Annotated in this window: 12 protein-coding genes; 3 read left to right on the top strand and 9 right to left on the bottom strand. The window is 65.7% G+C overall.

Going from position 1 to position 13,850, the window contains the following annotated elements; translation table 11 throughout:
* Position 1: 1 nt before the first annotated feature.
* Positions 2-766, bottom strand: coding sequence for an ABC transporter ATP-binding protein (locus tag ACQR10_RS14290; RefSeq protein ID WP_315800626.1), 765 nt, complete (start codon positions 764-766; stop codon positions 2-4).
* Complete coding sequence (locus ACQR10_RS14285) at positions 766-1,797, bottom strand: ABC transporter substrate-binding protein (protein ID WP_434846555.1); 1,032 nt, start codon at positions 1,795-1,797, stop codon at positions 766-768. The genes ACQR10_RS14290 and ACQR10_RS14285 overlap by 1 nt, the downstream gene beginning before the upstream one ends.
* 124 nt (positions 1,798-1,921) lie before the next feature.
* On the opposite strand from ACQR10_RS14285, the gene ACQR10_RS14280 reads away from it, so the two are divergent.
* The 3 genes from ACQR10_RS14280 to ACQR10_RS14270 all read left to right on the top strand — a co-directional run bounded on the left by ACQR10_RS14280 (position 1,922) and on the right by ACQR10_RS14270 (position 6,980).
* On the top strand, positions 1,922-2,632 hold the full coding sequence (locus ACQR10_RS14280; protein WP_315800628.1) for a GntR family transcriptional regulator: 711 nt from the start codon (positions 1,922-1,924) through the stop codon (positions 2,630-2,632).
* A gap of 321 nt (positions 2,633-2,953) precedes the next feature.
* Positions 2,954-3,388: a response regulator gene (locus ACQR10_RS14275; protein ID WP_315800629.1), complete on the top strand. Its 435-nt coding sequence runs from the start codon at positions 2,954-2,956 to the stop codon at positions 3,386-3,388.
* Positions 3,369-6,980 carry a PAS domain S-box protein gene (locus tag ACQR10_RS14270; RefSeq protein ID WP_316216855.1) on the top strand — a complete coding sequence of 1,204 codons (3,612 nt, stop codon included), beginning with the start codon at positions 3,369-3,371 and terminating at the stop codon, positions 6,978-6,980. The genes ACQR10_RS14275 and ACQR10_RS14270 overlap by 20 nt, the downstream gene beginning before the upstream one ends.
* Positions 6,981-7,079: 99 nt before the next feature.
* On the opposite strand, the gene ACQR10_RS14265 is transcribed toward ACQR10_RS14270, so the two are convergent.
* From ACQR10_RS14265 to ACQR10_RS14235, 7 genes are all read right to left on the bottom strand, one after another.
* The gene (locus tag ACQR10_RS14265; RefSeq protein ID WP_315717165.1) at positions 7,080-7,715 is read right to left on the bottom strand and encodes a response regulator transcription factor; all 636 of its coding nucleotides are present in this window, start codon (positions 7,713-7,715) and stop codon (positions 7,080-7,082) included.
* Positions 7,716-8,176: 461 nt separating this feature from the next.
* Positions 8,177-8,686 (bottom strand): response regulator, encoded by a 510-nt coding sequence (locus ACQR10_RS14260; RefSeq protein WP_315800631.1) that lies wholly within the window; start codon positions 8,684-8,686, stop codon positions 8,177-8,179.
* 196 nt (positions 8,687-8,882) lie between these two features.
* Positions 8,883-9,206: a PilZ domain-containing protein gene (locus ACQR10_RS14255; protein ID WP_315800632.1), complete on the bottom strand. Its 324-nt coding sequence runs from the start codon at positions 9,204-9,206 to the stop codon at positions 8,883-8,885.
* Between the two features lie 34 nt (positions 9,207-9,240).
* The gene (locus ACQR10_RS14250) at positions 9,241-10,110 is read right to left on the bottom strand and encodes a CheR family methyltransferase (protein ID WP_316216856.1); all 870 of its coding nucleotides are present in this window, start codon (positions 10,108-10,110) and stop codon (positions 9,241-9,243) included.
* A 29-nt stretch (positions 10,111-10,139) separates the two neighbouring features.
* Positions 10,140-10,529 (bottom strand): response regulator, encoded by a 390-nt coding sequence (locus ACQR10_RS14245; protein WP_315716971.1) that lies wholly within the window; start codon positions 10,527-10,529, stop codon positions 10,140-10,142.
* A 30-nt stretch (positions 10,530-10,559) separates the two neighbouring features.
* Positions 10,560-11,033: a chemotaxis protein CheW gene (locus tag ACQR10_RS14240; RefSeq protein ID WP_315800634.1), complete on the bottom strand. Its 474-nt coding sequence runs from the start codon at positions 11,031-11,033 to the stop codon at positions 10,560-10,562.
* A gap of 26 nt (positions 11,034-11,059) precedes the next feature.
* On the bottom strand, positions 11,060-13,837 hold the full coding sequence (locus ACQR10_RS14235; RefSeq protein WP_316216653.1) for a hybrid sensor histidine kinase/response regulator: 2,778 nt from the start codon (positions 13,835-13,837) through the stop codon (positions 11,060-11,062).
* Positions 13,838-13,850 lie beyond the last annotated feature (13 nt).

The raw sequence follows: 13,850 nt of genomic DNA, 5'->3' as shown, positions 1-13,850 counted from the left end.
CTCAATGCGTCGTTGCGGGTTCGGAGAACAAGAGATCATGGATCTGCTTCTCCAGGCGCGCCGCGCTGCCGTCCTCGGCCGACACCTTGTCGACGTCGATGACCTCGGCCTTGACCCGGCCGGGATGCGGCGACAGCAGCAGGATGCGGTTGCCGATCTTGATCGCCTCCGCGATCGAATGCGTCACGAACAGCACCGTGAACTTGGTCTCATTCCAGAGCTGCAGCAGCTCGTCCTGGCAGGTCCGCCGCGTCAGCGCATCGAGCGCCGCGAACGGCTCGTCCATCAGCAGGATGTCCGGCTCCATCGCCATGCCCCTGGCAATTGCGACGCGCTGCTTCATGCCGCCCGACAGCGTGTGCGGATAGGCATCGACGACGCGCGTCAGCCCGACCTTTTCGATGTAGGCGCGGGCGCGGCTCTCGGCCTCCTTGCGCGGCATGCGTCGCGCCGTCAGCAGTGGAAACATGACGTTGGCGAGCACGGTCTTCCAGGGCAGCAGCTGGTCGAACTCCTGGAAGATCATCATGCGGTCGGCGCCGGGCCCGGTGATCTCGCGGCCGTTGATGCGCATCCGGCCTTCGCTCGGCTTGATGTAGCCGCCGACCGCCTTCAGCAAGGTCGACTTGCCGCATCCCGACGGCCCCAGCAGCACGAAGCGGTCGGAGCGGTCGACGGAGAAGCCGACCCGCTCCGTCGCGGTGATCACCGCGCTGGAGGTCTTGTAGCGGAGGGTGACGCCATCGACGTCGAGCAGCGCGGACATCAGTTGCCCTTCAGATCATGCGCGACCGGCAGATAATAGTCGGTCCAGGCCTTGGGCTGGGTCTTGATGGTGCCGATCTTGGCGAGATGGGCGGCGAACTTCATCGTGCCCTGCGGCTCCAGATTCCACTCCATCATGCCGGGCTCCTTGAGCCAGGCGAGCAGGTCCTCGACCGAGGTCTTGTCGCCGGTGATCTCCTTGTAGATCTCGACCGCGGTCCGGGTGTCGCTGCGGATCAGGTCCTGCGCTTCCTTGGTGGCCTCGCGCACCGCCTGGATGATCTTCGGATTGGCGTCGGCGAACTTCGTCGTGGTGAAGAACTGCGCCTGGCTGAGTGGCCCGCCCATCACGTCGGGCGAATTCAGCACGACATGCGCGCCGGGCACGTTCTTCAATTCGAGAAACGTGTAGGGCGGGATCGAGAAATGATTGTGCACCTCGTGCTGCGGATTCGATAGCGCCGTATAGGCGTCGGGGTGACCGAGCTGCACGGTGTTGGCGTCGAGCTTGTTCCACTGATCGGCGCCGAACGCCTCGGCGGCCGCGATCTGCAGCACGATGGCTTGGGTCGAGACCTTCACGGTCGGCACCGCGATCTTGTCGCTGGGGCCAAAATCCTTGATCGACTTGATGTTGGGATCGCGGCTGATCAGGGTCATCGGCTGCGCCGAGGTCGCGACGATGCCCTTCACGCCACCGCGGGTGCGATCCCACAGCAGCAGCAGATTGCCGGTGCCGGTGTTGAGGATGTCGACGCTGCCGGACAGCAGCGCATCGGTCTGCGCGCCGCCGCCGGAGAAGGTCAGCCATTTGGTGGTGACGCCGGGCACGCCGAGCGCGGCGGCATGCTTCTCGATCAGCTTGTTCTTCTCGATGATGTGGCTCGGCATGTAGAAGATGCCGGGCTGGCGCGACAGCGAGATTTCGGTCTTCTGCTGGGCCTGCGCGGCGTCATTCCAGGCCGGCGCGACCAGCAGCGCGGCCAGCAGGCCGGCGGCTCGTGCGGCCGAGCGCGCGAACTTCTCGAACATGGGACATCCCTCCTCGCGTGCCGGCTCCTTCTTGACGGCCGGCGGGGAGATGCACTAATGCATTAGTGCATCTCTGACAAGGGCTGTTCTCCCCCTGCGACATTCGAGCCGGACGTCCGACCCCATGGCATTGCCTGCGACGCCTGCTGCGGTTCTACCGCCCGAACGGCTCGATCCGAGCCGGCGCGCGGCACCGCAGGTCTTCGAGCGGTTGCGCGACCAGATCATCGCCCTGGCGCTGCCACCGGGAGCACCATTGTCGCGGCCGGCGCTGCAGGCCGAGTTCGGCCTCAGCTCGACGCCGATCCGCGACGCGCTGATGCGCCTCGCCGAAGAAGGCCTCGTCGACGTGTTCCCGCAGCACGCGACCCTGGTCAGCCGCATCGATGTTGGTCGGGCGCAGCAGGCGCAGTTCCTGCGCCAGGCGCTGGAGCTCGAGATCGTGCGCCTGCTCGCGCTGCGGCCTGCGACGGCCCCGATCGACGAGCTGAACGCGCTGATCGCCCAGCAGCGGCGCTTCGCCAGGGACGGCGACTTCGCGTCATTCACGGTGGTCGACAACGCATTCCACGAGCGGCTCTACACCGCCGCGGACAAGCACGAGCTGTGGACCCTGGTGCGGAGCCGCAGCGGTCACATCGACCGGCTGCGCCGGCTGCATCTGCCGTCCCCCGGCAAGGCGCAGACGATCCTGCGCCACCACAAGCAGATCGTCGACGCGATCGCCGCGGGCCGCCCGGACGACGCGCAGACGCATCTGCGCGAGCACCTGACCGGCACGCTGAGCGACCTCGCGACCATTCGGGGCCGCTGGCCGGACTATCTCAGCGGCTAGTGGCACGCCGATACGAGCAAAACAGGAGCCCTGGCAAATCGTCCATCACCCAGATTAATCGAATGTGAAGCGTTCCAGCCTTACAACCACGGCGCGAATGCCTCAAATGCAGGCAAGAACGCCGTTCGAGCACACGCCTCGCTCCCGCAACGCAAGGCGCCCGGATTGTTTCCCGATTGGCGCGTCCGGAACATCGGTGTCTGCCCGCGTCCCATCCTGCATGTGACTTGTCCGGCGAAACGCTTGCGGCGCGCCGCGAATTGGGCAAAACCTTACAACTGACCGTTGGTCTTGCTGCCAGCCAATCGGGAGATGCGGAGCGTGGCGAAGATTCTGGTCGTGGACGACGATCCGCTCATGCAGCTGACAATTCAGCGCGTGCTCGAACGGGCCGGTCACGTCGTCGGCATCGCCGGCGACGGCCAGAAGGCGCTCGTCCGCTTCAAGAGCGAGAGCTTTGACCTGGTGATCCTGGACATCTTCATGCCGGGCATGGACGGGCTGGAGGCGATGCGCATGATCCTCAGGCACACGCCGGGTGTTCCGATCATCATGACCTCGGGACGTTCCCACACCCCGGCCTCGATGTCTGAGCCCGACTATCTTACCATGGCCACCAAGCTCGGAGCGGTTTCCGCGTTGCCCAAGCCGTTCAAACCGGCAGCCCTCCTGACGATGGTTTCCGAATGCCTGGCATCGGCAGGCGATCGGGCTACTCGACCCCGGCCAGGCCAAGATGCTGTTCCGAAATCCTGACGGCCGAACCGAAGGGCTGCTGCTCAGCAGCGCGCAGCGCGCGAGCGAGGCTTCGCGGTTCGGCGGGCGCCTCACGCTGACGACGCGGCTGGCGATCGCGATGATCCTGCTGGTCGCGATCGCGGTGTTCGCCGTCGGCTGGCTCGGCTATCGCAGCCTCGAGCGGGCGCTGTTGCCGCGCGCGCTCGATCGAATCGAGTCGCATTCGCGCCTGATGGCGACCGAGCTCGAAAACTATGTCGGCAGCGCCCGCAACGACATCAACGGCTATCGCGCCTCGCCGAATCTGGCAACGTTGATACGCACACTGAAGACGGGGGCTCCCGATCCCCGCGAAGGGCTGCCGGCGCAGTCGTGGCGCGAGCGGGTCGCAACGCGCTACTTCGCCGAGCTGCAGGCCAAGCAGACCTACGCGATGATCCGCCTGGTCGGGATCGAGAACGATTATCGCGAGCTGATCCGGGTCGACCGGCTCGGGCCGGGCAACACGGTGCGGATCGTTCCGGAGAACGAGCTGATCACGCGCGGCGAGCGCAACTACATCAAGGAGACGCTGAGCCTGCCGCCCGGCGGCATCCGGCTGTCGCCGATCATTCTCGACGGCAACACGACGGACCCCAAGACAGGCGTGCCGATGCTGTGCGTCGGCACGCCGGTGTTCGGGGCGGACGGCAAGCCGTTCGCGATCCTGATGGTCGATCTCGACATGCGCCCGGTCTTCGCGCATCTGCGCACGGCGGCCCGCCCGGGCGCACAGCTCTATGTCGTGAACGCCCGCGGCGACTATCTCTTCCATCCCGAATCAGACCGGGAATTCGCCTCGAAACGCGGCCGATCGACGCGATGGCAGGACGATTTTCCGACGCTCGCAGGCGCAACCGGCAGCGCCGAGGGTTTCGCGCAGATCCTGCACGACGAGGCCGATCGTCCCGGCGGCGTCGCCTTCGCGCCGGCGCTGCTCGCGGGACAAGAATGGGTGGCGGTGATCGAGACGATCCCGAACACCGCCTTCATGGCGCCCGCCCTCGCCATCCGCAAGACGGCGATCGAGGTCGGCCTGATCGCGATGCTGTGCGCGGCCGCGCTCGCCTTCGTGGTCGCGCGCTCGCTGACGCGGCCGATCAACCAGCTGACCCAGGCCGTCGAGGGTGTGGGGCGCGGCGAGGCGGTGAACATCCCGCTCGAGGCGGTCGGCGAGACCGGCGTGCTGGCGCGCGCTTTCGCCCGCGTGCTGGACGAGGTTCGCACCAAGACCGCCGAGCTCGAGCGCGAGGTCCAGGAGCATTACCTGACCGAAGCGGCGCGCGACCATTTCGCGGCCCGCGAACGGCTCTACAGTGCCGCGGTGGAATCGTCGAACGACGCGATCGTGACGCTGTCGCTGGACGGCACCATCACCGCCTGGAATCCGGCAGCCGAGGCCATGCTGGGCTACTCCGCCGAGGAGGCCGTGGGCCGCCTTGCGGATTTCCTCGTGCCGCCCGAGCGCATGGCCGAGGCCCAGGACATTCTGGTGCGCATGGCCCGCGGCGAGCGGATCCAGCATTTCGAGACGGTGCGGATCCGCAAGGACGGTGAGCTGGTCCAGGTCTCGCTCAGCGTCTCGCCGATCAAGTCACCGACGGGCCAGATCATCGGCGCCTCCAAGATCGCACGCGACGTCACCGAGAGCCGCCGGACCGAGCTGGCGCTGCGCCAGCAGACCGAGGAGCGGCGGCGCATCTTCGAGACGTCGCAGGACCTGATCCTCATCACCGATCGCAATGGCATCCTGGTTCAGGTCTCACCGAGCGTGGAGGCGATTCTCGGCTATGCGCCGGCCGAGATGATCGGCCGCAGCGGTGCGGATTTCATCCACTCGGACGATCTGCTCAAAGCACGCGAGGAGCTGCGCGCCTCGCGCCTCGGCCTTCGGGCTCGCACCTCCGACTGCCGCTACGTCCACAAGGACGGCCGCGTGGTGACGCTGTCCTGGACCTCGAACTGGTCGGAGCCGGTGCAGCGCCACTTCTTCATCGGCCGCGACATGACCGAGAGCCGGCTGGCGCAGGAGACGCTGCGGGAAAGCGAACAGCTCGCCCGCAACATCATCGAGACCGCGCTCGATGCCTTCGTCCAGGTCGACGACAACGGCGCCATTCTCAACTGGAACTCCCAGGCCGAGAAGATCTTCGGCTGGTCGCGCGCCGAGATCATCGGCAAGGACGTCTTCGACGTGATCACGGTCGGGGATGTCGGCGAGGAGCTGCGCGCCGCGCTCGGCCGTATCCTGATGACCGGACAAGCGAGCGCACTCGGGGGCGGCCGCCGGCGCGAGGTCATGGTGAAGCGGCGCGACGGCCGCGAGTTCAAGGCCGAGCTCAGCGTGACCGCGCTGAGGACCCGCAACGGTGTCGTGCTGAACGGCTTCTTCCGCGACCTCACCGACAAGATCGCGACCGAGGAGCGGATCCGCCAGTCCGAGAAGATGGAGGCGATCGGCCAGCTCACCGGCGGCATCGCACACGACTTCAACAACATCCTCACCGTGATCACCGGCACGATCGAGATTCTCGCCGCGGCCGTGGCCAAGGAGCCGCAGCTCGCCGCGATCACCAGGATGATCGACGAGGCCGCCGCCCGCGGGGCCGATCTCACCCAGCATCTGCTCGCCTTTGCGCGCCGGCAGCCGCTGCAGCCGCGCGAGGTCGACGTCAACACGCTGATGATCGACACGGCCAAGCTGCTGCGGCCGACGCTCGGAGAGCAGATCGAGATCGAGTCCGTCTTCCAGGACGAGACCTGCGTGGCGCATGTCGATCCGAACCAGCTCGCCACGGCGGTCATCAACCTCGCGCTCAATGCCCGCGACGCGATGCTGAATGGCGGCAAGCTCATCCTGGAGACCGGCTGGGCCGACCTCGACGAGAACTACGCAAGTCTCTACGACGACGTGCGGCCCGGTCGCTACGCGATGATCGCGGTGAGCGACAGTGGCAGCGGCATTCCCGCCGCCATCATCGACAAGGTGTTCAATCCGTTCTTCACCTCGAAGGGACCGGGCAAGGGGACGGGGCTCGGATTGTCGATGGTGTACGGCTTCGTGAAGCAATCGGCCGGCCACATCAGGATCTACAGCGAAGAGGGCCACGGCACCACGATCCGGATGTACCTGCCGCCGGGCAGCGAAGAAGCGATCACGCAGCCATCGGGCGCCGCGCCGGCGATCCAGGGCGGCCAGGAGACAATCCTGGTGGTGGAGGACGACCGGCTGGTGCGCGGCTACGTTCTCGCCCAGCTCCATGCGCTGGGCTACGCGACGCTGGAGGCGGCCAATGCCGCCGAAGCGCTGGCTATCACCAATGCCGGAGAGCCGTTCGATCTGCTCTTCACCGACATCATCATGCCGGGGACGATGAACGGCCGCCAGCTCGCATCCGAGATCCAGCGGCTTCGTCCCACGCAGCGGGTCCTGTTCACCTCCGGCTATACCGAGAATGCCGTGGTGCATCACGGCCGGCTCGACGAAGGAATTCTTCTGTTGCCGAAACCGTACCGCAAATCCGAGCTGGCCAGGATGATCCGCAAGGCACTCGCCGCGACCGAGGCTTGAAAAACGAGGCTTGACCAATGCGGCCCGCCCGACGCGGCCTGCGCCTGCGATTGCCGCTGCTCCAGAGCGCGGCCACGTGCGGGCGGCCCGGCCATCGGCTCAATTGGCGCGCGACGCCGTCATCACGATGCGGATCAGATCGGCCGCGTTGCGCGCGCCGAGCTTCTTCATGATGTTGGCGCGGTGATCCTCGATCGTGCGCGGGCTGATGCCCAGCGTGCGCCCCGCCTCCTTGTTCGAGGCCCCCGCCGTGAACTGTTCCAGGACCTCGCGCTCGCGCCGCGTCAGCGGCTCGCGGCCGGGGAAATGCAGCGAGCCGATCTTCGGCGAGGCATTCTCCTTCTGCCGCCGCGCGAACGCGCCAATCGCCTCGTTCAGACGGGCCACGATCTCACTGCCGCGGAACGGCTTCTCGATGAAGTCGAGCGCCCCGTTCTTGATCGCATTCACGGCCATCGGGATGTCGCCCTGGCCTGAGATCATGAAGATCGGAGCCGGATAGTCCTCGCCGTGCAATTCCCTGAGAATGTCGAGACCGGACTTTCCGGGGATGTGCACATCGAGCAGGATGCAGGCCGGTGTCCTGCTCCGCGCCACCGCCAGGAGCGCGGCGCCGTCCGCAAAACAGATCACTTCATACCCACCTGCCGACAAGACCATCGAGAGGGTGTCGCGCACGGCTGGGTCGTCATCGACGACAAAAATCTCACCGCGGGAAGTTGTTTGTTCGGCCATGGGCGATTGCTCTTGCAAAGGAGAAGAAACAATGAAAGCGCGTCTTATGATACCATACTCGTCGGGTGCTTTGGGCACCCGTATTTGTACGGTTTATGATCCTAACCCACAAGTAGTAGCTGCAGATCGGTGATCGCCTTCACGAGACCACGATCTGGACACGATCTCAAGGCAGTCGTCTCGAGCAGCATGCTGCCTTGCAAAACACATCAACGCCGACAGCATCATGATCGACATCAAACTCTGATCGCATCAGCGTTGCCGACGTGCACCACGCCGAACAGACATGCTCGGCGCCAGACGCGTGCACGGCTCTCTGTCCACGAAAATCTGCACGGCATTTGACACAAGACGTACAGGCGTCAGCCGGCCTTGCCCTCGTTTTGATCAGAGATCGGCGGGATTTGGACGTTGCACAGGATTGTGCACTCCGGACGGCGGCTTGCGCCGATGCGGCTCTCTCAGGACCGATGCTTCGCGGCAACACTTTCGGCTGCGACGCCGCCCCAGGTGTGAACCACGGGCAGGCCGAGCGCAGTCTTGCCGAGATTGGCCAGGCAGATGCGCAGCGCCGCCAGATCGACTGGCTTCGGCAGGCTCTGCAGGTCGATTCCGAGCGAGCGCGCGAACAGCCGGGCCTCAATTCGCTTGGCCGCGTCCATGCCGCTGATCACGATCACGGAACCGGCGAAGCGGGTATCTGCGATGACCTTGAGGACCTCGGTCCCGTCGCCGTCCTCGAGCATGAGATCGAGCGTGACGCAGTCAAAGCGCTTGTTGCGCACCTCGCGGATCGCATCGCTGCACGTGGCCGCGACCGTCACGGCGTGGCCGGCCTGCTTGGCCGCCAGCGCGATCAGCGTCCGCTGCGCGGCGTCGTCGTCGACGACCAAGAGCTGCAGCGCGCGCCGCTCGCCATCATCGGCGCGCTCCGACCGGCTGGATGCAAGTTCCGAACTCATGACCGGCATTGGCCGTCCCTGGAAATTTGACCGACGTCATTGTCTTACACGTCCGAGCCTGCGGCGACGTAAAGCGGCTCTCCGAAAAACCGCCACCCGTCTTAGGACTTGCGCAGGACCCGGGCTGGCGCGTCTCTTCGTCGCTCCGCGCGCGGAAGCTTCCCAAGCCGCGGGCGAGCAATGCGCCGTGCCGCCGGAAGGCGAACTAGTTGACGGTCGCTTCCTGGCCGGCGGAGGCGTTGCCACGCTTCTTCTTGTTCTTTCCCTTGATGAACTGGATGTCCATCTCGGAGCCGTTGACCCGGACCAGCTCGCAGCGGCGGTAGGCGAGCCCCGTCGAGGACAGCAGTAGAAAGAACTCCTTCAGGTTCAATCCCTGGATCGATCCTTCGACCGTCAGCACCGCGTCGTTGTCCGAGATGGCGTTGAGCTGGCAGTCCCTGCGCCAGGTCCCGTCGATGCCCATGATGCAGACATCGTAGCCGCGGCTGAAGGTGACGCGCTCCGTACCTTTGTTGTCGTCAGACATCTTCGCGTCCTGCTCTATTGGGCTGCCGAAACATCTAGTTGCCCGCGGCCGCGATCCTGGGCATTCCCGGAGCCGGCGCCTTCGCCGCGGAAACGATCCCGCTCGGGCGATACAGGCCACGCCGGTCCGTAAGGGGCTTGAACACGTCGGTGAGGCCGACGACGGTCTCCGCGGCACCGAGAACGAGGAAGCCGTCCGGCTCCATCAACTTGGCGAGCCGGCCGAAAATGTTGATCTTGGTGTCCTGGTCGAAATAGATCAGCACGTTGCGGCAGAACACGACGTCGAACGTGCCGAGCTGGGAGAAGTCGTGCAGCAGATTGAGCTGGCGATGCTGGACCATGCCGCGCACGTCGGAATTGATCTGCCAGAGTTCGCCCGCCTGCTTGAAATATTTGACCAGAAGCTGGATCGGCAGCCCGCGCTGCACCTCGAACTGGCTGTAGAGACCCGCCTTGGACTTCTCGAGCACCTCCTGGGAGAGATCGGTGGCGATGATCTCGATGCGCCATCCACTGAGCGCAGATCCCATCTCCTTGAGCGACATCGCCAGCGAATACGGCTCCTGGCCGGTCGAGCAAGCGGCGCACCAGATCCGGATCGACTTGCGGTTGGCGCGCGCCTTGAGGAGCTCCGGCATGATCACGTCGCGAAAATGATCGAACGGGACCTTGTCGCGGAAGAAGAACGTCTCGTTGGTCGTCATCGCTTCGACGACCTGGCTGATCAACGCGCTCGACCCGTCCCTCAGCTTCTGGACGAGATCGCTGATGCTGGCGAGGCCGGCCTTGCGCGCGAGCGGAAGCAGGCGGCTCTCGATCAGATATTGCTTGTCGGCAGACAGATCGAGACCCGATTTGTCTCGAAGCAGTTTGCGCAGGAACTCATAATCGGGCTGGTTCACGGGCGGCCTCTTCTGGGCAGACGAAGGGATCAGGCGGATTCGGCTGACAGCGCCTGGATGAGACCGACTTCCTGGAATTTGGCGGCGACGATTTCCTTGTCGAACGGCTTCATGATGTATTCGTTGGCGCCGGCGTTGAGCGCGCGCGAGATGTGATCGATGTCATTCTCGGTGGTGCAGAACACCACCTTCGGGCCTTCGCCGCCCGGCAGCCGGCGCAGGCGCCCGAGGAAATCATAACCGTCCATGACGGGCATGTTCCAGTCGAGCAGAATGGCGTCCGGCAGGCTCTTGGTGCAGATCTCGAGCGCCCGCTCGCCATCCTCCGCCTCGACGACGGAAAAGCCCAGCTCCTCCAGGATACGGCGTGCGATCTTGCGCACGACGCTGGAGTCATCCACGACCAGACAGCTCTTCATTGTTGTCTCCCCTATGGGACGGTTGACGGGCTAGGCGGCGATTGCTGCCTTCGGCAGGAGTTCGAGCACGCGATCGACGTCGAGAATGACCATCAGCTGGCCGTCGAGGCGGTGCACGCCGCCGGCGAATTTCGCCATGCGCGGGTCGAGGTTGACGGGGTTCTCCTCCCGGCCCTCCTCGGGCAGCCGCAGCACCTCGCCGATCTGGTCGATCAGGAGACCATAGGACTCGCCGCGCAGATCGACGCCGACCGCCATCGGCGGCTTGCCGTCCTCGGCGCGGGCAAGGCCGAGCCGCGCCCGCATGTCGACGACGGTCACGATGCGGCCGCGCAGGTTCAGGACGCCTGCGATCTCCGCCGATGACAGCGGCACCCGCGTCACCCGCTCCGGCATGAACACGTCCTGGACCCGGGAGATCGGCAGGCCGAACAGCTGGCCGCCGATCATCGCGGTGACGTATTCGACGGCGGCGCCCTCGGTGGTTTCGATCTTGCTGCTCATCGCACGCTACTCCTGTCCGCTTGCTGTCACGCGGCCCGCCGGTTGGCTTCGGCGCGGGCCCGTTCCTCGATCTGTTCCTTCAGCGCCGCGATCAGGCCGGGCCGGTCGAACTTGGCGATGTAGTCGTAGAGACCCGCCTGGCGGCCGCGCTCGATCGCCGCCGGCGACACCAGCGACGACACCGCGATGACCGGCATCTGGTTCAGGTTCTGGTCGGCGCGGATCGCCTCGGTGAACTCGAAGCCGTTCATCTCCGGCATCTCGATGTCGGTGACGACGATGTCGAAGCTGTGCCCGGAGCGCAGCGTGGCCAGGCCCTCGAGCGCCGAGGCCGCGGTGCGCACCTTGTAGCCGGCCGACTTCAACACCGGCGCCAGCATGTTGCGGAAGAACGGGGAGTCGTCGACCAGCAGCACCGACTGCGTCTGCGACTCGGTGGCCATCTCCTTGCGGATGAACCAGTCGGCGAACGCCATCGGCAGGAAGTGGCCGACGTCGATCACCTCGGTCGCCTGGCCCTTGATCACCGCTGAGCCGAGGATGCCGTCCTTGGCGCCGGAGACCTGGATGTTGAGCCGCTCCTCGACGATGTCGATGATCTCGTCGACCACGAGGCCCATCGCGCGGGTCTCGTCGGCGAACACCAGGATCGGCTGCGAGCCCGACGTCTGCACCGACACGCCTTCCATCTGCACCAGGGGCATCAGCTGGTCGCGATACTGCACCATGTAACGGCCGTTGGAGATCTCGATCTTGTCGGCTGCGATCTCCTCGAGCCGCGTGACCAGCGCCAGCGGCACCGCCTTGGGCTGCGCCGTGCCGGCGCGGAACACCAGGAGCGAGGTGAGCTGCTCGCCGCCGATGGCGTGATGCGCGGCGTGCTCGTCCGACACCGCCTGCGAGGCCGAGCCGGCGGCGCCGAGCGCCTTCGCAATGCCGTTCGGATCGATGATCATGATCACGGCGCCGTCGCCCAGGATGGTGTTGCCCGAGAACATGTCGATGTGACGCAGCTTGGTCGACATCGGCTTGACCACGATTTCCTCGGTGTGGAACACGCAGTCCACCACGATGCCGAAGGTCTGGTTGCCGACCTGCGTCACCACGATGAAGCCGTTCTCCGGATCGGTCGACGAGCCGTCGTCGATCTTCAGGAGCTTCTTCAGATGCATCAGCGGCAAGAGCTTGTTGCGCAAGCGCAGGACCGCGGTGTCCTTGATGCGCTCGATGCGGTGCTCGGAGTTGGCGCGCGCGCGCACCAGCTCGACGACCGACAATTGCGGGATCGCGAAGCGGTCGCCGCCGGCTTCGACGATCAGCGCCGAGACGATCGCGAGCGTCAGCGGGATCTTGATGGTGACCGAGGTGCCCTCGCCGACCACCGACTTGATGTCGATGGTGCCGCCGATCTGGTCGATGTTGGTGCGCACCACGTCCATGCCGACGCCGCGGCCCGAGACCGAGGTGACGGCGGCCGCGGTCGAGAAGCCCGGCTCGAAGATGAACTTGTGGATCTGCGCTTCGGTCATCTTCTCGAGCTCGGCCTCGGTGACGAGGCCGTTCGCCAGGGCCTTGGCCTTGATGCGCTCGGTGTTGAGGCCGCGGCCGTTGTCGGCGATGCAGATGATGATATGGCCGCCTTCATGATAGGCGGAGAGCCGGATGGTGCCCTGCTCGGCCTTGCCGGCCGCGGCGCGCTCGGCCATCGTCTCCAGGCCGTGATCGGCGGAGTTGCGCACCATGTGGGTGAGCGGATCCTTGATCAGGTCGAGCACCTGGCGGTCGAGCTCGGTGTCGGCGCCGTGCATCTCGAGCTCGATCTGCTTGCCGAGTTCGGTCGCGAGATCGCGGACGATGCGCGGCAGCTTCTGCCAGGCATTGCCGATCGGCTGCATGCGCGTCTTCATGACGCCCTCCTGCAGCTCGGCGGTGACGTTGGACAGCCGCTGCAGTGGCACCTTGAACTCGGTATCCTCGTTGCGGCGGGCGATCTCGAGCAGCTGGTTGCGCGTCAGCACCAGCTCGGAGACCATCGTCATCAGATGTTCGAGCGTGTCGACGTTGACGCGGATCGACTGGTTGGCGACCTTGTCGTTCTCGTGCACCTCGCCGTCGGCATTGGCCTTCGGCCGCGCCGCCTTCTTCGGCTCGGCCTTGGCCTCTGCTTCCGCCTTGGCAGGCCCGGCCTTGGCGACCGGCGCCGGGGCAGCGGGTTTGGGCTCAGGCGCCTTCTCATGCGCGGGCGGCATCTCGATCGCGGTCTCGCGGAAGGCGCGCTCCAGCTCGTCGAGCGACACTTCGCCCGGACGCAGCGGACGCTCCAGCGTCTGGTCGATCAAGGAGCCCTGCGTCACCGCGGGCTTGGGCGGCGGTTCGGGCGCCGCGGGCGCGAGCGGTGGCGCGGCCTCGCCGGCGGCCATGGCCGCCATGCCGCGCTCGACCATGGCTTCGAGTTCGCTGATGAGGTCGCGGTCCTCGCCCTCGGGCTCGGCCTCGTTGGCCTCGAGCTGTCCCAGGATGTCCTTGATGCGGTCGATGGTGGTGAGGATCAGCGTCACGGCCTCGCCGGTGACCGGCATGCCGTCGCGGAATTTGCCCATCAGGGTCTCGGCGGCATGCGCCAGCGCCTCGAGCCGCGGCAGGCCGAGGAAACCGCAGGTCCCCTTGATCGTGTGCACCAGCCGGAAGATGTTATCGAGGATCTTGGCGTTGTTCGGCTCCTGCTCGAACCGCACCAATTGATTGTCGACGGTATCCAGGCTCTCGCTGGTCTCCGTCAGGAACTCACGCAACAGATCGTCCATGAAACTGGCCTTC

The sequence above is a fragment of the Bradyrhizobium sp. HKCCYLRH2060 genome, assembly GCF_051168135.1.
GTDB lineage: Bacteria > Pseudomonadota > Alphaproteobacteria > Rhizobiales > Xanthobacteraceae > Bradyrhizobium.
Note: the sequence above shows the minus strand (reverse complement) of the source record. Positions and strands in the feature narration are given on the sequence as shown.